This is a genomic window from Microbacterium alkaliflavum (assembly GCF_044325405.1).
GTDB classification, from domain to species: domain Bacteria; phylum Actinomycetota; class Actinomycetes; order Actinomycetales; family Microbacteriaceae; genus Microbacterium; species Microbacterium alkaliflavum.
The window spans coordinates 65,749-88,944 of the sequence record NZ_JBIQWL010000010.1 but is presented as its reverse complement, the minus strand read 5'-3'; the positions used below and the strand labels follow the sequence as shown (position 1 = coordinate 88,944).

Genomic DNA, 23,196 nt, shown 5'->3' with positions numbered 1-23,196 from the left:
GCACGGATGCCGGGATGGGTGAAGCGGATCGGGCTCAGCTTCGCTGGAGGTGGCGACCCAGCCGCCACTCCAGCACTCGGACCAGGCCGAGGAAGACCAAGGTGACCGATCCGTAGATCACCGCGGCCAGCAGGTAGGCGCTGAGGTATTCGAAGGAGATCGACGAGACCTCGTACGCCTTGGACATGAGTTCGGGGACCGCGATCACGAAGGCCAGGGCGCTGGCCTGGAACACCAGCACGGCGAGGCCCGCGAGTGGCGGGGTCGAGATGCGGAGGGCCTGCGGCAGGATGATGGCGCGGAAGCCCGTCCAGCCGCGAAGGCCCGAGGTGAGGGCCGCCTCGCGCTGGCCGAGGGGCACCGCCGCGATGCCGGCGCGGAAGTACTCCGACGCGTACGCGCCCGTGTTCCACGTCATCGCGATGACGGCGGTCGTGAGCGAGGTGAGCGTGATGCCGACGCCGGGAAGGCTGAAGTACAGCAGGTACAGCAGCACGAGGGCGGGCAGCCCGCGCCCGATCTCGACGAAGAAGAACGAGATCCACTGCAGCGGCGGGAACTTGCGGGCCTCCGCCATGACAGCGAACAGGAGTCCGAGCGGGAAGCCGAGCAGGAGCGCGAGGCCGGTCAGCTGAAGGCTGACGAGCAGACCCGGGAGGTAGACGGGGAGCCACTCGGCCCACTGGTTGAGCATGTCCATCACGCCACTCCGATCCGGCTGCGCATCGCGAAGTCGACGCGGCGGGAGACCACCGCGATGACGAGGCTGATGACGATGTAGAGCACTCCGGCCGTCGTGAAGGCCAGCAGGCTCTGGTGCGTCTGCTTCGCCGTCTGCTGCGCGTAATACGTGATGTCGTGCACGCCGATGGTCGACGCGAGCGCCGAGTCCTTCAGCAGGCCGATGGCGTACGTGGCGATCGCGGGAAGTGCGACGCGGAACGCCTGCGGCGTGATGATGTGCTGCACCGTCGCGAGGGGCTTGAAGCCGAGGGCATGCGCTGCTTCGCGCTGGCCGGCGGGGATGCTGAGCAGCCCCGACCGGTAGATCTCCGCCATGAACGCCGACGCGATGATCGAGAAGCCGACGATCGCGGCCTGGATCGTCGTGAGCCTCAGGGCGTACTGCGGCAGGCCGAAGTAGATGAGGAAGAGCCAGGTGAGCGGCGGGATGACGCGCACCATGTTGATGTAGAACGAGGCGACGCCCCGCACCACCCGGAACCGCGACCGCACGCCCGCCGCGAAGACGAGTCCGATGATGCCGCCGATGACGAGCGAGGCGAACGTCACGTAGAGGGTGAGTCCGACGCCCTGGGCGATTGTGAGGAATATTCCGCCGAACATGGCCGCGTCACCGGTCCAGCACGGCTTTGAGGAACTGGCGCGTGCGCTCGTTCTGCGGCTGCGACATGACCTGTTCGCTGGGGCCGATCTCGAGCACGCCGCCGTTTCCCATGACCATGATCCGGTCGGACACATCGCGGGCGAAGTGCATCTCGTGCGTGACCACGAGCATCGTCATGCCCTCGTCGGCGAGGTCGCGCATGACGGCGAGCACTTCGAGGCCGATCTCGGGGTCCAGAGCCGAGGTGGGCTCGTCGAACAGCATGACCTTGGGGTTCAGGGCCAGGGCGCGCGCGATCGCGATGCGCTGCTGCTGTCCGCCGGACAGCCGGGCCGGGTACTGCTTGGCCTTCTCCGGAAGCCCGACCCGCTCCAGGAGGCGCTCGGCGACGACCTCGGCCTGCGCCTTGCTGACGCCGAGCAACTTGCGCTGCGGGAGCGTGATGTTCTCCATCACGGTCAGGTGCGGGAACAGGTTGAAGCTCTGGAAAACCATCCCGGTGACCCGGCGCAGGTGATCGAGGCTCGCCTTGTCGGGCCGCTTCTCACCCGCGACGACGCGGGCCCCGCCGATCGTGATCATGCCCTCGGTGGGCGTCTCGAGGTAGTTGAGGCAGCGCAGGAATGTGCTCTTGCCCGCCCCCGAGGGGCCGATGATCGAGACGACCTCGCCCTCGTCCATCGCGAGATTCACATCGCGCAGGACCTGGTGGTCGCCGTAGCTCTTCCCGAGGCCCGAGACGAGCACGCCGCCGGACAGCGCAATGGGGGAAGTTCGTGTTCCGAGACTGAAGACCATTCTTCGTCACCTCCGAATCGCGGACGTCGACTTTGGCGTCCGGTCGTTGTCAGGTCGTTCTGACTGAAATTCTTGAGTAATCCAATTGATATACCAGTTAGAATCCAGAGTCAAGATCTGTGATCAAATCTGAGGATGCTCGTCGTCGAGATCCTCCCGAGCTGAGGCGCCACATGGTCGTGGCGCCGGGAAACGGTGAACCATGCACGACCTGGCGATCGTCGGGGCAGGCCCTGCGGGCCTCGCGGCCGCGTACTACCTGCGGAACGAAGGCTTGGATGTCGTCGTCCTCGAAGCGGGGAACGAGGTGGGCGGGCGCACGCTGAGCGTCCCCGTGGCGGGTTTCGCCTCCAACGCCGGGGCGATGTTCGTCTATCGCGGCACTCCCGCCGAAGAGCTCGCCGTCGAGCTGCAGGTGCCCACGACGCCGTTCGTGCCGACGACCTTCGGCATCCATGTGCACGGTGAGACGATCGTCGACTCCGACAACGAGGGACTCATCGCACGCCTGCCGGTCTCGGGGGAGTCGCGCGCCCAGCTGCGTGCGTTCATCGCCTCGGCGATGACCGAGTACGCCGCGCTGACCCAGGGCGGGCGCATCACCGACGGCGCGTCGCACATCGTGGAGGAGAAGGTCTCGGAGCGGCTCGCCGGGCTGAACGCCGACGTCGTCGACATCGTGCGCCACGCCGTGCGCGGCGGCGGCGTCGCCGACCCGTCGGAGCTCTCCGCGAAGTACGCCCTCCGATACTTCGCGAGCTACCTCGCGCACGAGTCCGAGAACCGGCTCTACCCGCTCGACGGGATGCAGTCCATTCCGCTGGCGATGGCCGGGCGGCTCGCGGAAGGCACTGTCCGCCTGGGCAGCCGGGTCGGCGCCGTCCGGCGCGACGGCGAACGCTTCGCGGTCGAGCTCGCGAACGGCGAGACGGTGCACGCCGCGGAGGTGCTGCTCGCGGTTCCCGCACCTGTCGTCGCCGAGATCGCCCCCGACCTGCCGGCCTGGAAGCGCGAGGCGATCGCGATCGCGAAGACCCCCGGGTCGACCGAGCTGTGCGTCACGGCCGACGTCACCGGACTCGACGACATCGCCGATTGGGCCTTCATCGCCGTGACGGGCCGCTCATTCGACGCCGTCATCGCAGCGGTCCCGGGCGATGATCGGCGCACCGAAGACGGGCGCCGGATCGCGCAGTTCGTCTGCTACGGCAACTCCGCCGGCTACCGTCCGGATCTCGTCGAGACGGATGCCGGCACCGACACGTGGGTCGAGGAGTTCCTGGCCGTCGCCCCCCGGTTGCGGGGGAGGGTCCTCGGGGCCTACCTGCACACGTGGGAGCACTGCTTCTCGATCATCACGCCCGAGCGGCTCGCCGTGCTCCCGCGGCTGCAGGAGTCGATCGACGGGCTGCACTTCGCCGGCGACTATACGTCGGACTCGGCGGGAACGCACGGCGCCTACACCGAGGCACGACGCGTCGCAGACCTCGTCCGCGCGTCGCGCGCGACTGCCGTCAGATGACGGAGCGCACGAGCCGCTCGAACGAGAGGACGTGCTCGCGCGCGAGGTCGGAGGCCTTCTCGGCATCGCCGTCGGCGATGCCGAGAAGGAGGCCGACGTGCTCGTCGATGTGGCTGCCGACGTTCGGCAGCCGGTCGATCACCATGCACCAGATGCGCGTGGCCAGGTTGTCGTAGGTGATCAGCGTCTCCTGCAGGTGCTTGTTGCCGTTCGCCGCGTAGATGCTGCGATGCACGCCGAGGTCGTAGCGCATGAGCCCGGCGTAGTCGGTGGTCGCCATGTCCGCCGACTCGAGCGACGTCGCGAGCTCGCGCATCTTCGCGCGCTGATCGGCCGAGGCGAAGCGGGCCGCGCGGGACGCCGCCAGCGGCTCGAGCTGGGCGCGGATCTCGGCGATCTCGGCGAGGTCGGTGATGTCGACCACCGACGCGAACGTCCCGCGGCGCGGGTACACCGACACGAGGTGCTCGGACTCGAGCCGCTTGATCGCCTCCCGCACGGGGGTGCGGCCGATGCCGAGCTCCTTGCCGATGAGCTCGTCGTTGATCGGCGTGCCCGGCGGGATGTCGAGGATGATGAGGCGATCGCGCAGCACGTTCGTCGCGTAATCGGCGTACGAGAGCCCGTCGAGATCGGCAGGACGTGCGGTGATGTCGACGGTCGGCTTCGAGGCGGCTTGAGCCATGACCTCGCCTCCTTTGCGGTGGTCCCAGCGCCGGCGCTCAGCGGCGGCGCGTCCCGCGTTCGTGCAATGAGCGCAGAAAGATATATCAATCGTACGGCGCTGGGCGCGCTCTCGGCGAGCGCGCGCCGGAGCGGCGCGATCCGCGTGGGACCGCGCCGCTCCGGCCGACGCGGCTACGTCAGGTGCTTGCGCTTGGTCTCGGGAGCCCACAGGACGGAGAGCACGAGCCCCACGAGCGGGAAGACCGCGAGCAGGAGCAGCGTGGCGGAGGTGCCCAGCGATGCGATCGAGGACGGCAGCAGATACACCGCCGCGGCTGCCGAGATACGTGAGAAGGCGGCGGCGAAGCCGATGCCCGTGGCGCGCATGCGGGTGTCGAAGATCTCGGCGGGGTAGACCCGCTCGATGTTGTTCGCGGCCGGTGCCACGAACATGTAGACGCCGAACAGCACGATCACCAGCCAGAACGGTGCCCCCGGCAGGAGTCCCAGCAGCAGCAGAGCCCCGAACATGATCGCGAACGTCGAGATCACGAAGTGGCGCCGGGTGAGCCAGTGCAGCAGCACGAGTCCGAACAGGGCGCCCGCCAGCTGGATGCCGTTGAGCCAGACGTCGACGGTGGTCATGTCGGTGAGGCCGAGCCCTCGGAAGACCGGACCGAGGAACGTGAAGATCGCGAAGAACGGGCCCACCTGGCAGAACCAGAAGACGCCGGCGTACAGGTGCGGCCGCCACGTGTCGCGCGAGAACAGGTCACGCACGCGCGGCCGGTCCTTCTCGATGGCGACAGGCGGAACAGTCAGGCCCGGGCCGAAGTGCTTGCGGACGACGGCGTCCGCATCGGCATCCCGGCCCTGCGCCTTGAGCCACATCGGCGACTCCGGCAGACGCAGCCGGAAGAGGAACGTGATGAGCGCCGGAATGGCACTGGTTGCCAGCAGGAGCCGCCAGTTGTCGCCCTGGTAGAGGTTGCCGACGACGAACGCCGCGATGAAGCCGACCATCCATGCGACCTCGAACGTTCCCAGCAGCACCCCGCGGCCTCTGCGCCGCGAGAACTCGGCGAGCATCGACGAGCCCACCGCGTATTCGACGCCCACGGCGAGGCCGAGCGCGATTCGAAGGATCAGCAGCTGCCAGACCTCGGTCACGCCCAGCTGCAGCAGCGAGAGCACCACGAAGGAGGCCAGGTTCACGGCGAACACGGGCTTGCGGCCGAAGCGGTCGGCCAGATTGCCGAAGAACATGCCTCCGACCAGCACCCCGATGAGGGCGCTCGATGCGATGAGCCCCTGGCTCACGGGGGAGAGCTGAAGCTCCTCGTTCGCGAGGGCCAGCATCGGCCCGACGATCCCGAGGACGTAGCCGTCCAGGATGGCACCGCCGAGCACTGCACCGGCGGCGAGGATGTGGACGCTGCGCAGCGGCGCCTCATCCAGAGTTATGGTCTTCTGCTGCACTTCTACTGTCATCGTGTCCTGCTCTCTTCATCGAGTCGCCCGTGCCTCTTCCGTGAGGCCACGATCAGTCCGGGCGACCGTAACAGCAACTGATATATGTTGTCGATTTCAGTCGTGTAACGGACGTGGATCAGGCGCGCAACGCGCGGGGTCGACACCGCAAGTCGCCGTTGACAGCCCGATCGAAGACCACGTAGTATCTGACCGCAGATAGATATATCAGTCTTCGTTCACGTAGGAGCCGCCGATGTCCCCCACGAACACCGCCACCACCGCAGGCGCTCTCGAAGCCTCGCTTGCCGAGGTCGACCCGCAGGTGCACGCCGCCATCGCGGCAGAGCTGGGCCGTCAGCGCGGAACGCTGGAGATGATCGCGAGCGAGAACTTCGCGCCGCTGGCCGTCATGCAGGCGCAGGGTTCGGTGCTGACCAACAAGTATGCGGAGGGCTATCCGGGCCGCCGCTACTACGGCGGGTGCGAGCATGTCGATGTCATCGAGCAGCTCGCGATCGACCGGCTCAAGGCGCTGTTCGGTGCGGAGTACGCCAACGTCCAGCCGCACTCGGGTGCGCAGGCCAACGCGGCGGCGATGTTCGCGCTGCTCTCGCCGGGCGACACGATCCTCGGCCTGGACCTCGCGCACGGCGGTCACCTGACGCACGGCATGCGGCTGAACTTCTCGGGCAAGCTCTACAATGCCGTCGCGTACCACGTGAGCGAGGACTCGCACCTGATCGACTACGCGGAGATCGAGCGGCTCGCCCTGGAACACCGTCCCAAGCTCATCGTCGCCGGATGGTCGGCCTATCCGCGGCAGCTCGACTTCGCCGAGTTCCGTCGCATCGCGGATCTCGTCGACGCGTACCTGATGGTCGACATGGCGCACTTCGCGGGCCTGGTCGCGACGGGCCTGCACCCCAACCCCGTGCCGCACGCGCACGTGGTGACCTCGACGACGCACAAGACCCTCGGCGGCCCCCGCGGCGGCGTGATCCTGGCCACCGCCGAACTCGGCAAGAAGTTCAACAGCTCGGTGTTCCCCGGGCAGCAGGGCGGACCGCTGGAGCATGTCATCGCCGCGAAGGCCGTCGCGTTCAAGCTCGCCGGCGAGCCGGCGTTCCGCGAGCGTCAGGAGCGCACGCTGCGCGGCGCGAAGATCATCGCCGAGCGCCTGCAGCGGCCCGACGCGACGGCGGCCGGCATCGGCGTCGTCAGCGGCGGCACCGACGTGCACCTCGTGCTCGTCGACCTGCGCCACTCCGAGCTCGACGGTCAGCAGGCCGAGGACCGCCTGCACGAGATCGGCATCACGGTCAACCGCAACGCCGTGCCGTTCGACCCCCGCCCGCCGATGATCAGCTCGGGGGTGCGCATCGGCACGCCCGCTCTCGCGGCCCGCGGCTTCGGCGACGACGAGTTCCGCATCGTCGCCGACCTCATCGCGACAGCGCTGCAGCCTGGACTCGACGCGCAGACGGTGCTGACCCTTGCGGACGAGGTCGCGGCGCTCGCGGAGCGGTTCCCCCTCTACAACGGCTACGGACAGTGAGCACGAACATGTCGACACCGCGCACCCCGGGAGCCGAGCTCCCGGAGCACCCCGAGTTCCTGTGGGAGAACCCCGCTCCCAAGCGCTCCTACGACGTCGTGATCGTGGGCGGCGGCGGCCACGGCCTCGCGACGGCGCACTACCTCGTCAAGAACCACGGCATCACGAACGTCGCCGTCATCGAGCGCGGCTGGCTCGCGGGCGGCAACATGGCCCGCAACACGACGATCATCCGCTCCAACTACCTGTGGGACGAGTCGGCGCGCATCTACGAGCACGCGCTGAAGCTGTGGGAGGACCTCGAGAACGACCTCGAGTACCCGATCCTGTTCAGCCAGCGCGGCGTCCTCAACCTCGCGCACACGCTGCAGGACGTGCGCGACTCGCGCCGCCGCGTCGAGGCCAACAAGCTCAACGGGGTCGACGCCGAGTGGGTGGATGCCGAGCAGGTCAAGGAGCTGTGCCCGCTCGTCAACATCTCGCAGGACATCCGCTACCCGGTCCTGGGCGCGACGTACCAGCCGCGCGCCGGCATCGCCAAGCACGACTACGTCGCGTGGGGCTTCGCCCGCAAGGCGGCCGCCGCGGGCGTGCACCTCATCCAGGACACCGAGGTCACGGGATTCCTCACCGAAGGCGACCGTGTCGTCGGCGTGCGCACGAACCGCGGCGACATCGGCGCGGGGCGGGTCGCTCTCGCCGCGGCGGGTCACACCTCGGCACTGACCGACACCCTCGGCATCCGGGTCCCGATCCAGAGCCATCCGCTGCAGGCCCTCGTCTCGGAGCTCCTCGAGCCCGTGCACCCGAACGTCGTCATGTCGAACGCCGTGCACGTGTACGTCTCGCAGGCGCACAAGGGCGAGCTCGTCATGGGCGCCGGCGTCGACGCGTACAACGGCTTCGGCCAGCGCGGGTCGTTCCACATCATCGAGCGTCAGATGGCCGCGGCCGTCGAGCTCTTCCCCGTCTTCGCCCGTGCGCACCTGCTGCGCACGTGGGCGGGGGTCGTGGACGTCACCCCGGATGCCTCGCCCATCGTGAGCCTCACGCCCTACGAGAACCTCTACCTCAACTGCGGCTGGGGCACGGGCGGGTTCAAGGCGACGCCGGGCATCGGCGACGCCTTCGCGCACACGATCGCCACCGGCACGCCGCACGAGCTGATCGCCCCCTTCACCCTCGACCGCTTCGTCACCGGCCGGCTCGTCGACGAGCACGGCGCCGCGGCCGTCGCCCACTGAATCGCCCGAGAGGAGCGGATCATGCAACTCATCCAATGCCCCTGGTGCGGACCCCGCGAGGAGACCGAGTTCTCCTACGGAGGCGAAGCCCACGTCGCGTATCCCGAGAACCCCGCCGAGCTCGATGACCTCAGCTGGGCGTACTACGTCTTCTTCCGCGGCAACACGAAGGGTGTCTTCGCCGAACGGTGGGTCCACTCGGCGGGATGCCGCCGGTGGTTCAACGCCCTGCGCGACACGGTCTCGTACCGCTTCCTCGCCGTCTACCCCATGGGTCACGCGGCACCCCTCGCGAGTGCGGCGGACGACGTTCCGCCCGACGCCCGCGACCTCCTCACCACCGAGCTCGAAAGCACCGACGCACGATGACTCAGCAATTCCGCACGGACGCGGGCGGTCGCATCGACCGTGAGGCCCCCGTCTTCTTCACGTTCGAGGGCCTCCACGTCGGCGGCTACGCGGGCGACTCGCTCGCCTCCGCGCTGCTCGCGAACGGCATCCACCAGGTCACGACGAGCATCAAGTTCGGCCGTCCCCGCGGCATCGCCGCCGCGGGCCCGGAAGACCCGAGCGGGCTCATCCAGATCACCCGCCCCTTCCCCGACCCCATGCAGCTCGCGACGATCGTCGAGCTCGCGCCGGGGATCGAAGCCCACGGGGTCCCCGGTCAGGGGAAGCTCCCCGAAGAGGCCGACCCCGCCCGCTACGACACCGCCCACCTGCACGTCGACGTGCTCGTCGTCGGATCGGGTCCCGCGGGCCTGATGGCAGCCGCGGAAGCGGCCCGCGCGGGAGCCCGCGTCGCCCTCGTCGACGAGAAGCCGGAGCCCGGCGGGTCGCTCGCCGACACGCCCCGCACGATCGACGGCGTCGACGCCCAGCAGTGGATCGACGGGACGGTCGCCGAACTCGGCGCGCTCGGTGTCGTGCTGCTGCAGCGCACGACGGTGTTCGGCGTGTACGACGACGGGCTCGCGCTCGCCGTCGAGCGCCGATCGGATCACCTCGGGACGGATGCCGCGCCTGGCGCGCTGCGTCAGCGCGTGTGGCGGATCCGTGCCCGGCGCACCATCGTCGCGGCCGGTTCGCACGAGCGTCCTGTCGTGTTCGCCGACAACGACCGCCCCGGCATCCTGCTCGCGGGCGCGGCGCGCACCTTCCTGCACCGCTACGGCGTGCGGGTGGGCGAGCGCGTCGCGGTCTTCACGACGAACGACAGCGCGTACAGCGCTGCCTTCGACCTGCACGACGCGGGTGTCGAGATCGCGGCCATCATCGACGTGCGCTCCGTCATCGGCGACCACTGGCTGACGGGAGCGTCGGATCGCGGCATCGCGCTGCACCACGGCAGCGTCGTCACCGGCACGGAAGGCGACCAGCGCGTCACCTCGGTCTCGTTCGCACCGTTCAACGGGTCGGTGTTCGGCGTCACACAGCAGCTCGCGGCCGACACGCTGCTCGTGAGCGGCGGCTGGAACCCCGCCGTCCACCTGTACAGCCAGGCCGGCGGAACGCTGCGCTACGACGAGCGGCTCGGCGCGTTCGTGCCCGACACCGACGTGGAGGGCATCACGGTCGCCGGATCGGCGGCAGGTCGCTTCGGCCTCGCCGACGTGCTGCACAACGCCCGCGAGGTCGCGGACGGCGTGCTCACCGGCCTCGGCTTCACGCCGGCGGCGACGGTCGCCCCCGTCCCCGACGAGGACCTCGACCACACGCCGGGCGCCGTGCTCTGGTTCGTCCCCAGCGGCGACCCCGCAACGCTCACGACCCACTTCGTCGACGTGCAGCGCGACGCGACCGTGGCCGACATCGCGCACGCGATCGGCGCAGGACTGCGCTCGATCGAGCACATCAAGCGGTACACGACGATCGGCACAGCGCACGACCAGGGCAAGACCTCGGGCATCGTCGCGTCCGGCATCGCCGCGGCCATCTCGGGAGAGAAGATCGCGGGCGTCGGCACGACGCGCTTCCGCCCGCCGTACACGCCGGTCGCGTTCGCGGCGCTCGCCGGCCGTGCCCGCGGCGATCTCTTCGACCCCGTCCGCGTGACGGCCGTGCACGACTGGCACGCAGCCCGCGGCGCGGAGTTCGAAGACGTCGGGCAGTGGAATCGGCCGTGGTTCTACCCGCAGGACGGGGAGGACATCCACGCCGCCGTGCGCCGCGAGACGATCGCCGCGCGCAACGCCGTCGGCATCATGGACGGCTCGACGCTCGGCAAGATCGATGTGCAGGGCCCGGACGCGGGGGAGTTCCTCGACCGGATCTACACGAACCTGATGAGCTCGCTCAAGGTCGGCTCGGTGCGCTACGGCGTCATGTGCGGCGTCGACGGCATGGTCATCGACGACGGCACCGTGCTGCGCCTCGAGGAGAACCGCTTCCTCGTCTACACGACGACGGGCGGAGCGGCGAAGATCCTCGACTGGCTCGAGGAGTGGCTGCAGACCGAGTGGCCCGAGCTGCGCGTCTTCCTCGCGTCGGTGACGGAGCACCTCGTGACCTTCCCCGTCGTCGGTCCGCTCTCGCGCTCGGTGATCGGCGACCTGTTCCCCGGCGTCGACGTGTCCAACGAGGCGTTCCCGTTCATGACGTGGCGCGACACCGAGCTGGGCGGCATCCCGGTGCGCCTGGCTCGGGTGAGCTTCTCCGGTGAGCTCGCCTACGAGGTCAGCGCGACCTCCTGGTACGGACGGGACCTGTGGGAGCGGCTCATCGCGGCCGGCGAGCAGTACGGCATCACGCCGTACGGCACCGAGACGATGCACGTGCTGCGCGCCGAGAAGGGCTACCCGATCGTCGGGCAGGACACCGACGGCACCGTCACGCCGCAGGACCTCGGCATGTCGTGGGTCGTCTCCAAGAAGAAGGTCGACTTCCTCGGCAAGCGGTCCTTCGACCGTCCCGCCAACCACGACCCGGACCGCCGGCAGCTCGTCGGGCTGCTGCCCGAGGACTCGTCGACCCTCATCCCCGAGGGCTCGCAGCTCGTCGCGGTCGAGACGCTGGACGGCATGCCCGTGCACATGCACGGCTTCGTCACGTCGAGCTACGACAGCCGCGCCCTGGACAGCACCTTCGCCCTCGCCCTCCTCGACGCCGGCCACAGCCGCATCGGCGAGCGCATCAACGCGGTCGTGGACGGACAGCTCGTCCCCGCGACCATCACCAGTCACGTCCTGTTCGACCCCGAAGGAGCCCGCCGAGATGGCTGACACCCGCGAAACCCTGCAGGCGCAGGGGATCCTCGACGACTACGTCGAGCGCCTCGCCGAGGCATCCACCGACGTCCGCGTCACGGTCCAGCCGCTCGCGCAGCAGCTGAACCTGCGGGTCGACGCCTCCCGCGTCTCGCCGAGCGCCGTCGAGGCCGTACTGGGGGTCGCTCTTCCGGGGGCGCTCTCGGCGGTGACCTCGCCCACGGGTGCGACCGTGATCTGGCTCGGTCCCGACGAGTGGCTCGTCGTCGACCCGTCGCGCTCGACCTCGCTCGAGGGCGAGCTGCGCGCGGCGGTCGGCGACGGCGGCGCCGTCGTCGACCAGTCGGGTCAGCGGCTCTCGCTCCTCGTCGAGGGCGACGCCCGCGGCCTGCTCGCGAAGGGCGTCGCGTTCGACCTGCATCCCTCGGGCTTCCCCGAGGGGACGGCGCTGCAGGGACTGCTCGCGCAGGCCGTGGTGATCTTCGTGTCGCGGTCGGCGGATGCTTCGCGCATCGAGCTCATCGTGCGCACCTCGTTCGCGCGCTACGTCGCCGACTGGGTGCTCGACGCGCTGCTCGACCCGCTCGCGTACCCCGCTCCGCTGGGAGGCTGAGCCGTGCAGCTCAGCGTCTTCGACCTCTTCAAGATCGGGATCGGACCGTCGAGCTCCCACACCGTCGGACCGATGCGCGCCGCCGTCACCTTCGTGGAGCGGCTGCGCGGGTCGGGCGGCCTCGACCGCGTCGCGCGGATCGAGACGCAGCTGTTCGGGTCGCTCGGCCTCACGGGCCACGGGCACGGCACCGTCAAGGCCGTGATCCTGGGGCTGCAGGGCGAGCAGCCTCATCTCGTCGATCCGCAGGCCGCGGAAGAGCGCTTCCAGGCCTCGCAGGCGATCGGGATGCTGGAGCTCGGCGGCACGCATCCGATCCCGTTCGACGTGAAGACCGACGTCATCCTCCACCTCAAGGAGCGGCTGCCGTTCCACTCGAACGGCATGCGCTTCGACGTCTTCGACGACTCAGGGGCGCACTTCGACAGCCGCGAGTACTACTCGGTCGGCGGCGGCTTCATCCTCGACGAGGACGAGGCCCGCCGTCCGGCCGCGGCGGCCGGCGACGGCGTGGCGGTGCCGCACCCATTCGCGACAGCGGACGAGCTCGTCTCGATCGCCCGGCGCACGGGCCTGCGGATCAGCGACATCGTGCTGCAGAACGAGCTCGTCCGGCGCAGCGAGCAGGAGGTGCGCGACGGGATCCTGCAGATCTGGGCCGTCATGCAGGAGTGCATCCACAACGGCACGCACGAGACCGGCATCCTGCCCGGCGGGCTCAACGTGCGCCGCCGCGGCGCGATCCAGCGCGAGCAGCTCGAGGCCGCCGGGCACACCGGCGATCCGCTCCACGCGATGGAGTGGGTGACGCTCGCGGCACTGGCCGTCAACGAGGAGAACGCGGCCGGGGGTCGCGTCGTCACCGCACCGACGAACGGCGCGGCGGGCATCATCCCCGCCGTGCTCGACTACTACGTGCGCTTCGTGCCCGGCGCCGACGACGAGGGCGTCATCCGGTTCTTCCTGACGGCGGCGGCGATCGGCATGCTCTTCAAGACGAACGCATCGATCTCGGGAGCCGAGGTCGGCTGCCAGGGCGAGGTCGGCTCGGCGTGCTCGATGGCGGCGGGGGGACTCGCCGAGGTGCTCGGCGGCACGCCGGAGCAGATCGAGAACGCGGCGGAGATCGGCATCGAGCACAACCTCGGGCTCACGTGCGACCCCGTCGGGGGCCTCGTGCAGATCCCGTGCATCGAGCGGAACGCGATCGCCTCCGTCAAGGCGATCACGGCGGCGCGGATGGCGGTGCGCGGCGACGGCACGCATCTCGTGTCACTCGACACGGCCATCAAGACGATGCGCGACACGGGCCTCGACATGAGCCACAAGTACAAGGAGACGGCCGAGGGCGGCCTTGCCCTCAACGTCGCGATGGTCGAGTGCTGAAACCCGACCGCGTCGAAGTCATCCCCACCGAGGGCATCGTCGGCCGTGCCGTCGATGCCCTCGCCCCGGGGACGACGGTGACCGTCACCGCCCTGCCCGGGTACGACGTCGAAGCGACAGTCCGCACCGCGCTGAAGCTCGCGGAGGCGGGGATGCGCGCGGTCCCGCACGTCGCGGCGAGCCGCATCGGCACTGCTGCGCGCCTGGCCGACATGCTCGCGCGCTTCGACGACTCGCCGGTCGACTCGCTCTTCGTGATCGGAGGAGACGGGGATGCCGCGGCCACGGAGTTCGGCGACGGCTCCGGGCTGCTCCGCGTTATCCGGGAGCGGTCGGGGGACCGCTTCTCGCTCGGCGTTGCCGCCTATCCCGAAGGGCATCCCGCGTTCGACCGGGCGCGCGGCCTCGAGATCCTCGCCGCAAAGGCTCCGCTCGCCGACTTCGCCGTGACGCAGCTGTGCTTCGACGCGTGGGAGATCGTACGGTTCGCAGCGGATGTGCCGCTGCCCCTCTGGATCGGCGTGCCGGCCCCAGTGGGTTTGGCGAAGCTCCTCTCCATCGCGATGAGGATCGGCGTCGGGCCCTCGCTGTCGTTCGCGCGGAAGGGCGCCAATCGACGGCTGCTCGGCGGGTTCGATGCCGCGCGGCTCCGCGCGGAGATCGTGCGCGGGCTGGGAGAGGCAGCCGTTCCCGCCGAGGGGTTCCACGTCTACAGCTTCAACGCGCTCCCGCCGGCGTCGCGCGGCTGACGTCTGCGAGGGGCTTGGGGTCGACCCCTCGACAGGCTCGGGGACCGAAATGCGCTGCCCCCGGGTTCCGGTCGGACCGATACCTGGCGGTCACCCCAACCCGGTCGCCGAGCTTGTCGAGGCGTCGAACGCCAATGTGCCCGAGGGGCTTTGGTTGGATCCCTCGACAGGTTCGGGGACCGAATCCGGCGCGGTGCCGGAACCGCGGTCGGGAGCGATCCCGGCGAATGCCCCAACCCCTGGTCGCCGAGCTTGTCGAGGCGTCGACGTCGACGTTCCCGAGGGGCTTGGGGTCGACCCCTCGACGGGCTCGAGGACCGAATCCGGCGCGGTGCCGGAACCGCGGTCGGGAGCGATCCCGGCGAATGCCCCAACCCCTGGTCGCCGAGCTTGTCGAGGCGTCGACGTCGACGTTCCCGAGGGGCTTGGGGTCGACCCCTCGACGGGCTCGAGGACCGAATCCGGCGCGGTGCCGGAACCGCGGTCGGGAGCGATCCCGGCGAATGCCCCAACCCCTGGTCGCCGAGCTTGTCGAGGCGTCGAGGTCGACGTTCCCGAGGGGCTTGGGGTCGACCCCTCGACAGGCTCGGGGACCGGGGCTTTGCCGCTACGGGAGCGGGAGAGTTCGATGAGGTCGTCGAACCGGCCTTCCATCAGGGCCAGCTTCTTCGCACGGCTCCAATTCTGGACTTCCTTCTCGCGATCGAAGGCGAGGTCGATCGAGGGATACTCCTCGGTGTAGATCAGGCGGACGGGACGGCGCTTGATCGTGTACCTCGCTGCCCGCCGTTCGTCGTGGTTGTGCTCCCAGACCCGGATCTCCGGATCCTCCTTGGTGCTGCCGGTGTAGAAGGTGCCGTCGCTGCAGACGACGATGTAGACGAAGGCCATCAGCCCAGCGTGCCCGTGATCATTCGCCGGAAGGGCGGAACGGGCGGACCTGGGGATCGGTGGCGGGTGCGGGCTCCTGTGGACGAGAGGATGCGTTCCTCGGACGCTTGGGGTCGGCCCCTCGACAGGCTCGGGGACCGGATTCAGGCTGCACCCGCATCCTGTGGAGTGCCGATCCTGGCGTCGACCCCGACCCGGTCGGCCGACCCCGACCCGGTCGCCGAGCTTGTCGAGGCGTCGAGGGCCGACGTTCCCGAGGGGCTTGGGGTCGGCCCCTCGACAGGCTCGGGGACCGGATTCAGGCTGCACCCGCATCCTGTGGAGTGCCGATCCTGGCGTCGACCCCGACCCGGTCGGCCGACCCCGACCCGGGCGCCGAGCTGGTCGAGGCGGCGAGGGCCGACGTTCCCGAGGGGCTTGGGGTCGGCCCCTCGACAGGCTCGGGGACCGGATTCAGGCTGCACCCGCATCCTGTGGAGTGCTGATCCTGGCGTCGACCCCGACCCGGTCGGCCGACCCCGACCCGGTCGCCGAGCTTGTCGAGGCGTCGAAGGCCGACGTTCGCGCGGGGCGTCAGGAGAAGACGACGGTGCGCGTTCCGTTCAGCACGACGCGGTTCTGGCAGTGCCAGCGCACCGCCCGCGAAAGGGCGAGGGCCTCGGCATCCCGTCCCACGCGCGCGAGCCCGGCGGCGTCGTACGCGTGGGTCACGCGGATGACCTCCTGCTCGATGATGGGCCCTTCATCGAGGTCGCCCGTCACGTAGTGCGCCGTCGCGCCGACGTACTTCACACCGCGGTCGAACGCCTGGTGGTAGGGCCGCGCGCCCTTGAACCCGGGCAGGAAGGAGTGGTGGATGTTGATGACGCGGCCGCGGAAGTCGCGGCAGAACTCGTCGCTCAGCACCTGCATGTACCGCGCGAGGACGATGACGTCGAGGTCGTGCTCGTCGATCGCGGCGCGCAGCGCACGCTCGGCCTCGGCCTTCGTCTCGGCCGTCACGGGGATGCGCAGATAGGGCAGTCCCGCGGCTTCCCCCATGGGGCGGAGGATGTCGTGGTTCGAGATCACGACGGCCAGCTCGCCACCGAGATCGCCCGCGCGCCACCGGTAGACGAGGTCGTTGAGGCAATGGCCTTCCTTCGACACGAGCACGCCGATGCGCGGACGCCGGTCGGCCGCCACGAGGGTGAACGACATGTCGTGGCGGTTGGCGACCTCGTCGGCGAACTCGCGCCGCAGCTCATCGATGCGGCGCGACTCGGTCCCGCCGAAGCTCGTGCGCAGGAAGAACAGCCCGCCGCCGGCGTCGTCGAACTGCTGATGCTCGTCGATCGAGCATCCGCGCGTGTCGATGAACTCCGTGACGGCCCGGACGATCCCGGGCCGGTTCGGACACGACACGGTGAGCACGAAGCGCGACGCGTTGTCCGAGGTCGTGTCGGCGACGGGGGAGACGAGTGTCACAGCGTGCCCTCAGCGCGAGTGGTTGATCTGCACGTGCTTCGTGCGGGAGTAGTCCTGCAGCGCGTACGCCGACAGATCGCGTCCGTAGCCCGAGCCCTTGAACCCGCCCCAGGGAGCCTCGTTCGCGATGACGAGGTGCGCGTTGACCCACACCGTGCCGAAGTCCAGCTGCTTGGGCAGCTCGATGGCATCCGACGCGTCGCGGGTCCACACCGAGGCGGCGAGTCCGTAGGGCACCTCGTTCGCGCGCTCGATCGCCTCCGCTGTGTCGGCGAAGGTCTCGATCGTCACGACGGGCCCGAAGATCTCCTCCTGCGAGGCCTCCGACCTGGGGGCGACGTCGGCGAGCACTGTGGGCGCGATGAAGAAGCCGGGCCCGGGCAGGGGAGCCCCGCCCACGACTGGCACGGCGCCGTCGGCGATCGCCCGCTCGAGGAAAGCCGTCACCCGCCCGAAGTGCGCTTCGGAGATCATCGGGCCGATCTCGACGTCGTCTCCGGCCCACGGCTCGCCAACCTTGAGCGTGCGCACCTGGTCGGCGAGCAGGCTGGTGAAGCGGTCGGCCACCGATTCGTGCACGAGCACGCGGGTGCCTGCGCCGCACTCCTGTCCGGCGTTCCAGTAACCGGCTGTGCGCACGCCCTCGGCCGCGAGCGCGAGGTCGGCATCGGGGAGGATGACGACGGGCGCCTTTCCGCCGAGCTCGAGGTGCACGCGCTTGAGTGACCCTGCGGCGGCGGTCGCAACGGCCTTCCCGCTGCGGACGCTGCCGGTCAGGGCGACGAGATCGACGTCAGGGCTCGTCGAAAGCCGTTCGCCCACGACCGGGCCGGTGCCGAGCACGACGTTCAGCACCCCTGCGGGGATCAGATCGCCGACGACTTCGACGAGCTTGAGCAGGCTCAGAGGCGTCTGCTCGGACGGCTTCACGACGAGCGTGTTGCCCGCCGCGAGGATGGGCGCGATCTTCCACGCACCCATGAGCAGCGGGTAGTTCCACGGGACGACCGCTCCCACGACGCCGATCGGCTCGCGGACGAGAATCGAGGTGTGGCCCTCGACGTACTCCGCCGAGCCCACCTCCGAGAAGGCGCGCGCAGCCCCGGCGGCGAATCGGAAGACGTCCACCGTGCTCGACACGTCGTCATCGGCGACGGGGTGTGGCTTGCCGGTGTTGAGGGCCTCGAGGCGCTTGAACAGGCCCGACGACGCTTCGATGCGATCGGCGATCTTGAGGAGCAGCTCTGCGCGGGTCTTCGGGGTCGTGCGGCGCCAGGCAGGGAGTGCGGCCTTCGCCGCGGCGATGGCTGCGTCGGTGTCGTCGGCCGTGCCGTTCGGGACCGAGACGAGGTTTTCGCCCGTCGCGGGGTTCACGAGCGTGAAGACCTCATCGGAGTACGACGGGACGAATTCGCCGTCGATGTAGTGCGTGAGGGGAGGGAAGTCCTCGCGGGCGACGAATTCGTCGGCGGGGCCGCCGCGGAGGATGGCGGCCGCAGTCAGCTGGTCGGTCATGGTCGTCAGATCCTTCAGATAGGGCGAGTGCTCCGAGGTCACTGGGACCAGCTCCTCATCGAGCGGTAAACTTGTGATCACAGATCATACAGGCAATCTCGATGAGCGCCAGCCCTGATTTCGCGGAAGCCTGCGACATGTGGCGGCCGGGAGGATCGCCGAGGATAGGATGCCGAAATGCCGTTGCCTCGCTTGGAAACCGGTGGTCGCGTGGGCGATCAGGTCTTCGACGCGATCCGCGCCGCCATCATGAGCGGTGAGCTCCCGGCCGGCTTCCGACTGCGGATCCGCGATCTCGCCGAGGAGCTCGGCACGAGCGTCATGCCCGTCCGGGAGGCGATTCGCCGCCTCGAGGAGATCGGCCTCGCGGAGGCCATCCCGTATCGCGGAGCGGTCGTGAAGGAGTTCACCGACAAGGAGCTGCTCGATCTCTACGCGGTGCGCCGCCTGCTCGAGGTCGAGGCGACGCGTGCCGGCGTGCCGGGGCTCGATGCCGAGGGGCTTGGACGCATGGAGGACGAGCTCGGACTCATGAGGCAGTCGATCGACGGCGGGGACGCGATCGACTACCTCGCGCACGACGAGGCCTTCCTGGCGATCATGTACGCGGGGTCGGGCAACGACGTGCTCCTCGAGCTGATCCGCACGCTGTGGGATCGCTGCCGCACGTACAAGGCAGTCGGTGCGCGCCGCGAGCTCGATTCGGGTGATCCGTCCCGTCTCCTCGTCTTCCAGGAGCAGCTTCTCCGCGCCGCGCGCGACGGTGAGGCCGAGACTGCCGGCGACATCACCGCCGCTTCCCTGGATGCCGCGACCATGCGCATCGAAGGCGCGCTCCGCGCCTAGCCGGGGGCCGTGCCGCGGCATCCACTCCTCCCGCCGCCGATCTGCGAAAGGTCGGCGGCATTCTTACGTTCCCTCTTGTGTGATTTGTGATCACAAGTTAGTCTGACCTGGAACGAAGGAGTTCCACATGAAAGACGTCGTCGTCATCGGAGCAGGGCTCGCAGGCCTCTCGGCCGCCTGGCGTCTGCGCCATTGGGACACGCTGGTCCTCGAAGCCGACACCCGCGTCGGCGGCCGCATCAAGTCGGAGCGGCGCGGCGAGTACTGGCTGAACTGGGGTGGACATGTGTTCGCCGGCCCCGGATCTTCGACCGATGCGCTGCTCAACGAGGTGGGCGTCATGGCGGTCGCCGTGCCCGGCTCGCTGCAGGCGCTGTCGATGAACGGCACCTTCCTGCGCAAGGGCCACATCGCGACCTATCCGCTGCGTCTGCCGATGTCCGTCTCGTCGCGGGTCGCGACCGTGACCGCCGGACTCAAGGTCGTCGCGGGCGTCGCCAAGTACACGCGCGTCGTGCGCAAGCGTTCGGGGGAGTCGGGCGCCATGCGTCAGCAGCGCATCTACGACTTCATGAACGACCAGTCGTTCGCCGACTTCATCGGCCACCTGCCGGAGGACGCCGCAGCGCTCTTCCAGACGACCGTCACGCGCTCGGCCGGCAACATGGACCAGATCTCGGCCGGTGCCGGGATCGGCTACTTCAGCCTCGTCCTCGGCTTCGGCCAGGGACTGAGCCGCGGCATCGTCGGCGGGCCCTCGACCCTCACGGAGTCGATCTCGGCGGCGCTCGGCGACCGGGTGCAGCTCGGCGCTCAGGTGCAGGAGGTCGTGCACAAGAAGGACTCCGTCGTCGTGCGCTACCGCCAGGACGGCGTCGACCGCGAGGTCGAGGCGCGCACCGTCGTGCTCGCCACGACCGCCGACGTCTCGCACCGCGTCGGCGTCGACCTGCCCGAGGACCTCCGCGGAGCGCTCTCGCAGGTCCAGTACGGTCCGCACGTGAGCACCGCGTTCCTCACGAACGAGACGACGTCGCAGCCGTGGGACGACATCTACGCCATCGCGGCGCCGAAGCGCTCGTTCGCCATCGCGCTCAACCAGGCGAGCATCGTGCGCGGCACCGAATCGGTGCGCCGCCCCGGTGGCAGCTTCATGACGTTCTCGCCGGCCGCCCTCGGCAAGGCGCTCCTCGACAAGAGCGACGAGGAGGTCGCGGGCATCCACCTCGCCGACCTCGAGAAGGTGCTCGACTCGCCCGGCTTCTCGCGCACGGTCGTCGAGGCCAAGACGGAGCGCTGGGCCAACGCGTCGCCATACTGCGCACCGGGCCGCGCCAAGATCCAGCCCATCCTGACGCGCGGCGGCGGCCGGGTCTTCCTCGCCGGCGACTACCTCGGCACCCTCTATACCGAGACCTCCATCACGTCGGGCTTCTCGGCGGCGCAGGAGGCGGCCAGCGTGCTCGCCACGGGGCGCCAGTCCGCCGTCGACTTCGGCACCGCATCCACCCCCGCCCCGGCATCGGCTCGCGTTGCCGACATCACCCCAGAAAGGACCGTCGCATGACCACCGACCTCCGCGGAGTTCTCACCGCCCTCACCACGCCCTTCGACCAGAACGAGGCGATCGACGTGCCGACGCTGCGTCGGGTCGTCGACCGCTCGATCGAGGCCGGAGTCGACGGCGTCGTCGCCGCCGGCTCGACCGGCGAGGTCGGCGCGCTCTCGTCCGACGAGCGCCTCCTGCTCATCGACACCGTCATCGACCAGGCGGCCGGTCGCGTGCCCGTGATCGCCCAGACCGGTGCGACCTCGACCGCCGAGGCGATCCGCCTCTCGCGTGCTGCGCAGAGCTCGGGCGCCGATGTGCTCATGCTCATCACGCCCTACTACGAGCCCCTCTCGATCGACGAGACCGTGGCGTACATCACGGATGTCGCGGCGTCGGTCGACATCCCGGTCATGCTCTACAACATCCCGGCCGTCACCGGCATCAACCTCGACCCCGACACGGTGCGCTCGCTCGCGACGTCGGTCGACAACATCCGGTACATCAAGGACTCCAGCGCCAACTGGGAGCAGGCCCTCCAGCTCATCCACCACCACAGCGACGTCATCGGCACGTTCATCGGCTGGGATGCCTACCTCTACAGCGCCCTCGTCGAGGGCGCCGCGGGCGTCATGGCCGGCACGGCCAATGTCGTCCCCGACGAGATCGTGTCGGTCGCGCGGCTCATCCGCCAGGGCGACCTCAACACCGCCCTCGACGAGTGGAAGCGGCTCTACCCCGTCATCGACGCGCTGCTCTCGGTGCCGTTCATCCCCGCCGTCAAGGCCGGTCTCGAGCTGCAGGGGCTTCCCGTCGGCGTTCCGCGCAAGCCCACCGGCGAGCTGTCGGCCGACGCGCTCGAGCGTGTCCGCACGTCGCTCTCGGCACTCGTCCCGGAGGTCGTCTGATGGACGGCCGGACCGGGGCCGCCGGAGCCGCCGGCGCCGCTGAGGCGACGACGCCTCAGTTCAAGCGCCGGTTCATGATCCGGCTGATCGCGGTGGTCATCGGCGGTATGTTCCTCGACGGCTACATCCTCGGCATCCTCGGTCCGGTGACCGGCCTGGTCCGGGAGGACCTGAGCGTCGACGACATCTGGATCGGCCTCATCGCCGCAGGACCGCTGTTCGGCATCTTCCTCGGCTCGCCGTTGGCCGGGTGGGCGACCGACAAGTTCGGCCGAAAGCCGATGTTCCTCATCGACATGGCGCTGTTCGTCGTCGCCTCGGCTCTGCAGTTCTTCATCGTGGACGGAGCGATCTCTGCGGCCGCGCAGCTGTTCTTCATCCGCGTGCTGATGGGCATCGCCATCGGCGGCGAGTACGCGATCGGCTGGCCGCTCACGTCCGAGTTCTCGCCGCCGAAGCAGCGCGGACGCCTGCTCGGCGTGACCGTGATCGCCTGATACGTCGGCTTCATGGCCGCCTTCATCGTCGGCACCGCCATGCGCGATGCCGGTGCATCGTGGCGGCTCATCCTCGGCAGCAGCACGGTGATCGCCCTCGCCCTGTTCCTGGCACGACTGGGTCTGCCGGAATCGCCGAGCTGGCTGATCAGCAAGGGTCGGCGCGATGACGCACTCTCCGTCGCACGCCGGTACGTCGGATCGAGCGAGCTGCACGAGAGCATCACCACCGAGATCGACCTCCGGATGATCAAGGAGGAGCAGGCCCGCCGAGCGAATGGGCAGGGTCCCGCTCGCAAGACGTTCAGGGACCTGTTCTCGCCTCAGTACTGGCGTGTGACCCTCTTCACCGCCGGGTTCTGGTTCTGCGCGGTATCGCCCTACTTCGCGCTCGCCACCTTCGCCGACGAGGTGCTCGCCCCCTACGGGATCAACTCGGGCGGGGTGGGGATGTCGGCGCTCGCCGCGGCGGGTGTGACTGTCACGGTGCTGCTCGTGGACAAGCTCGGCCGCCGCATCCTCACCGTCCCCACGCAGTGGCTGTGCGCGTCCATGCTGCTCGTCATCGGTGTGTGGACGGGAGCGCCGGTGTATGTGGTGATCTTCCTGTTCTTCGCGTTCTCGTTCTTCAACGCGGGATACAACACGCTCACGAGCATCTATCCGGCGGAGCTCTTCCCCAGCGAGCTCCGGGGGATCGGGACCGGCTTCGCCGCCGCGGTCAGCCGGATCGGCGCGGCGCTCGCCGTCTTCGCCCTGCCGTGGTCGATGACGAACCTCGGGGAGAGCACGACGCTCATCATCGCCGCGGGGGTCGCGTTCGTCGGAGCCGCGCTGTCGCAGTGGCTTGCTCCGGAGACGAAGGGCAAGAGCCTGGCCGAGACGGCCGCCGGGTTCGCGCACTGAATCCTCAGGCGTCGACCCTCACCAACGAGAAAGGCGCTCGCCCGGATGACTCCGGCC

General features: G+C 69.4%; 19 protein-coding genes and 1 pseudogene. 12 read left to right on the top strand and 8 right to left on the bottom strand.

What is annotated here, in order from left to right:
- Positions 1–34: 34 nt before the first annotated feature.
- Genes ACH3VR_RS19500 through ACH3VR_RS19490 form a run of 3 tightly spaced genes read right to left on the bottom strand, consistent with a single transcriptional unit; the run spans position 35 to position 2,146 of the window.
- Positions 35–700 (bottom strand): amino acid ABC transporter permease, encoded by a 666-nt coding sequence (locus ACH3VR_RS19500; protein WP_397557993.1) that lies wholly within the window; start codon positions 698–700, stop codon positions 35–37.
- Entirely contained in the window at positions 700–1,347 is a 648-nt protein-coding gene (locus ACH3VR_RS19495) for an amino acid ABC transporter permease (RefSeq protein ID WP_397557992.1), read from the bottom strand. Before ACH3VR_RS19495 ends, ACH3VR_RS19500 begins: the two co-directional genes overlap by 1 nt.
- Positions 1,348–1,354: 7 nt before the next feature.
- Entirely contained in the window at positions 1,355–2,146 is a 792-nt protein-coding gene (locus ACH3VR_RS19490) for an amino acid ABC transporter ATP-binding protein (RefSeq protein WP_397557991.1), read from the bottom strand.
- 202 nt (positions 2,147–2,348) lie between these two features.
- Between ACH3VR_RS19490 and ACH3VR_RS19485 the strand changes: the two genes are divergently transcribed.
- On the top strand, positions 2,349–3,668 hold the full coding sequence (locus ACH3VR_RS19485) for a flavin monoamine oxidase family protein (protein ID WP_397557990.1): 1,320 nt from the start codon (positions 2,349–2,351) through the stop codon (positions 3,666–3,668).
- On the opposite strand, the gene ACH3VR_RS19480 is transcribed toward ACH3VR_RS19485, so the two are convergent.
- Complete coding sequence (locus ACH3VR_RS19480) at positions 3,661–4,353, bottom strand: GntR family transcriptional regulator (protein WP_397557989.1); 693 nt, start codon at positions 4,351–4,353, stop codon at positions 3,661–3,663. The two genes, ACH3VR_RS19485 and ACH3VR_RS19480, sit on opposite strands and share 8 nt — an antisense overlap.
- A 173-nt stretch (positions 4,354–4,526) precedes the next feature.
- Entirely contained in the window at positions 4,527–5,825 is a 1,299-nt protein-coding gene (locus tag ACH3VR_RS19475; RefSeq protein WP_397557988.1) for an MFS transporter, read from the bottom strand.
- 235 nt (positions 5,826–6,060) lie between these two features.
- On the opposite strand from ACH3VR_RS19475, the gene glyA reads away from it, so the two are divergent.
- The 7 genes from glyA to ACH3VR_RS19440 are packed head-to-tail and all read left to right on the top strand — an operon-like array spanning position 6,061 to position 14,560.
- Positions 6,061–7,362, top strand: a complete 1,302-nt coding sequence (gene glyA, locus ACH3VR_RS19470) for a serine hydroxymethyltransferase (RefSeq protein ID WP_397557987.1) — start codon at positions 6,061–6,063, stop codon at positions 7,360–7,362.
- Between the two features lie 8 nt (positions 7,363–7,370).
- Positions 7,371–8,606, top strand: coding sequence for a sarcosine oxidase subunit beta family protein (locus ACH3VR_RS19465; RefSeq protein WP_397557986.1), 1,236 nt, complete (start codon positions 7,371–7,373; stop codon positions 8,604–8,606).
- A 21-nt stretch (positions 8,607–8,627) separates the two neighbouring features.
- Positions 8,628–8,975, top strand: a complete 348-nt coding sequence (locus tag ACH3VR_RS19460) for a sarcosine oxidase subunit delta (RefSeq protein ID WP_397557985.1) — start codon at positions 8,628–8,630, stop codon at positions 8,973–8,975.
- On the top strand, positions 8,972–11,827 hold the full coding sequence (locus ACH3VR_RS19455; protein ID WP_397557984.1) for a glycine cleavage T C-terminal barrel domain-containing protein: 2,856 nt from the start codon (positions 8,972–8,974) through the stop codon (positions 11,825–11,827). Before ACH3VR_RS19460 ends, ACH3VR_RS19455 begins: the two co-directional genes overlap by 4 nt.
- Complete coding sequence (locus ACH3VR_RS19450; RefSeq protein ID WP_397557983.1) at positions 11,820–12,425, top strand: sarcosine oxidase subunit gamma; 606 nt, start codon at positions 11,820–11,822, stop codon at positions 12,423–12,425. The genes ACH3VR_RS19455 and ACH3VR_RS19450 overlap by 8 nt, the downstream gene beginning before the upstream one ends.
- Before the next feature lie 3 nt (positions 12,426–12,428).
- The gene (locus tag ACH3VR_RS19445) at positions 12,429–13,811 is read left to right on the top strand and encodes an L-serine ammonia-lyase (RefSeq protein WP_397557982.1); all 1,383 of its coding nucleotides are present in this window, start codon (positions 12,429–12,431) and stop codon (positions 13,809–13,811) included.
- Positions 13,805–14,560 carry a methylenetetrahydrofolate reductase gene (locus ACH3VR_RS19440; protein ID WP_397557981.1) on the top strand — a complete coding sequence of 252 codons (756 nt, stop codon included), beginning with the start codon at positions 13,805–13,807 and terminating at the stop codon, positions 14,558–14,560. The genes ACH3VR_RS19445 and ACH3VR_RS19440 overlap by 7 nt, the downstream gene beginning before the upstream one ends.
- Before the next feature lie 90 nt (positions 14,561–14,650).
- On the opposite strand, the gene ACH3VR_RS19435 is transcribed toward ACH3VR_RS19440, so the two are convergent.
- The 3 genes from ACH3VR_RS19435 to ACH3VR_RS19425 all read right to left on the bottom strand — a co-directional run bounded on the left by ACH3VR_RS19435 (position 14,651) and on the right by ACH3VR_RS19425 (position 18,433).
- Positions 14,651–15,451, bottom strand: coding sequence for a GIY-YIG nuclease family protein (locus ACH3VR_RS19435; protein ID WP_397557980.1), 801 nt, complete (start codon positions 15,449–15,451; stop codon positions 14,651–14,653).
- Between the two features lie 573 nt (positions 15,452–16,024).
- Complete coding sequence (purU, locus tag ACH3VR_RS19430; RefSeq protein ID WP_397557979.1) at positions 16,025–16,918, bottom strand: formyltetrahydrofolate deformylase; 894 nt, start codon at positions 16,916–16,918, stop codon at positions 16,025–16,027.
- A gap of 9 nt (positions 16,919–16,927) precedes the next feature.
- Entirely contained in the window at positions 16,928–18,433 is a 1,506-nt protein-coding gene (locus ACH3VR_RS19425) for an aldehyde dehydrogenase family protein (RefSeq protein WP_397557978.1), read from the bottom strand.
- 177 nt (positions 18,434–18,610) lie between these two features.
- Between ACH3VR_RS19425 and ACH3VR_RS19420 the strand changes: the two genes are divergently transcribed.
- The 4 genes and pseudogenes from ACH3VR_RS19420 to ACH3VR_RS19405 all read left to right on the top strand — a co-directional run bounded on the left by ACH3VR_RS19420 (position 18,611) and on the right by ACH3VR_RS19405 (position 23,139).
- On the top strand, positions 18,611–19,279 hold the full coding sequence (locus tag ACH3VR_RS19420) for a GntR family transcriptional regulator (protein WP_397557977.1): 669 nt from the start codon (positions 18,611–18,613) through the stop codon (positions 19,277–19,279).
- A 127-nt stretch (positions 19,280–19,406) separates the two neighbouring features.
- Positions 19,407–20,846: a protoporphyrinogen/coproporphyrinogen oxidase gene (locus ACH3VR_RS19415; protein ID WP_397557976.1), complete on the top strand. Its 1,440-nt coding sequence runs from the start codon at positions 19,407–19,409 to the stop codon at positions 20,844–20,846.
- Entirely contained in the window at positions 20,843–21,736 is an 894-nt protein-coding gene (gene dapA / locus ACH3VR_RS19410) for a 4-hydroxy-tetrahydrodipicolinate synthase (RefSeq protein WP_397557975.1), read from the top strand. The genes ACH3VR_RS19415 and dapA overlap by 4 nt, the downstream gene beginning before the upstream one ends.
- Positions 21,736–23,139, top strand: a pseudogene (locus tag ACH3VR_RS19405) (MFS transporter). Before dapA ends, ACH3VR_RS19405 begins: the two are co-directional and overlap by 1 nt.
- The last annotated feature ends 57 nt before the right edge of the window (positions 23,140–23,196 follow it).

What these genes read in the sequence shown, in the direction of transcription:
- ACH3VR_RS19500 (WP_397557993.1), bottom strand. Translation starts at nt 700, where the DNA reads ATGGACATGCTCAACCAGTGGGCCGAGTGGCTCCCCGTCTACCTCCCG.
- ACH3VR_RS19495 (WP_397557992.1), bottom strand. Translation starts at nt 1,347, where the DNA reads ATGTTCGGCGGAATATTCCTCACAATCGCCCAGGGCGTCGGACTCACC.
- ACH3VR_RS19490 (WP_397557991.1), bottom strand. Translation starts at nt 2,146, where the DNA reads ATGGTCTTCAGTCTCGGAACACGAACTTCCCCCATTGCGCTGTCCGGC.
- ACH3VR_RS19485 (WP_397557990.1), top strand. Translation starts at nt 2,349, where the DNA reads ATGCACGACCTGGCGATCGTCGGGGCAGGCCCTGCGGGCCTCGCGGCC.
- ACH3VR_RS19480 (WP_397557989.1), bottom strand. Translation starts at nt 4,353, where the DNA reads ATGGCTCAAGCCGCCTCGAAGCCGACCGTCGACATCACCGCACGTCCT.
- ACH3VR_RS19475 (WP_397557988.1), bottom strand. Translation starts at nt 5,825, where the DNA reads ATGACAGTAGAAGTGCAGCAGAAGACCATAACTCTGGATGAGGCGCCG.
- glyA (WP_397557987.1), top strand. Translation starts at nt 6,061, where the DNA reads ATGTCCCCCACGAACACCGCCACCACCGCAGGCGCTCTCGAAGCCTCG.
- ACH3VR_RS19465 (WP_397557986.1), top strand. Translation starts at nt 7,371, where the DNA reads ATGTCGACACCGCGCACCCCGGGAGCCGAGCTCCCGGAGCACCCCGAG.
- ACH3VR_RS19460 (WP_397557985.1), top strand. Translation starts at nt 8,628, where the DNA reads ATGCAACTCATCCAATGCCCCTGGTGCGGACCCCGCGAGGAGACCGAG.
- ACH3VR_RS19455 (WP_397557984.1), top strand. Translation starts at nt 8,972, where the DNA reads ATGACTCAGCAATTCCGCACGGACGCGGGCGGTCGCATCGACCGTGAG.
- ACH3VR_RS19450 (WP_397557983.1), top strand. Translation starts at nt 11,820, where the DNA reads ATGGCTGACACCCGCGAAACCCTGCAGGCGCAGGGGATCCTCGACGAC.
- ACH3VR_RS19435 (WP_397557980.1), bottom strand. Translation starts at nt 15,451, where the DNA reads ATGGCCTTCGTCTACATCGTCGTCTGCAGCGACGGCACCTTCTACACC.
- ACH3VR_RS19425 (WP_397557978.1), bottom strand. Translation starts at nt 18,433, where the DNA reads ATGACCGACCAGCTGACTGCGGCCGCCATCCTCCGCGGCGGCCCCGCC.
- ACH3VR_RS19420 (WP_397557977.1), top strand. Translation starts at nt 18,611, where the DNA reads ATGCCGTTGCCTCGCTTGGAAACCGGTGGTCGCGTGGGCGATCAGGTC.
- ACH3VR_RS19415 (WP_397557976.1), top strand. Translation starts at nt 19,407, where the DNA reads ATGAAAGACGTCGTCGTCATCGGAGCAGGGCTCGCAGGCCTCTCGGCC.
- dapA (WP_397557975.1), top strand. Translation starts at nt 20,843, where the DNA reads ATGACCACCGACCTCCGCGGAGTTCTCACCGCCCTCACCACGCCCTTC.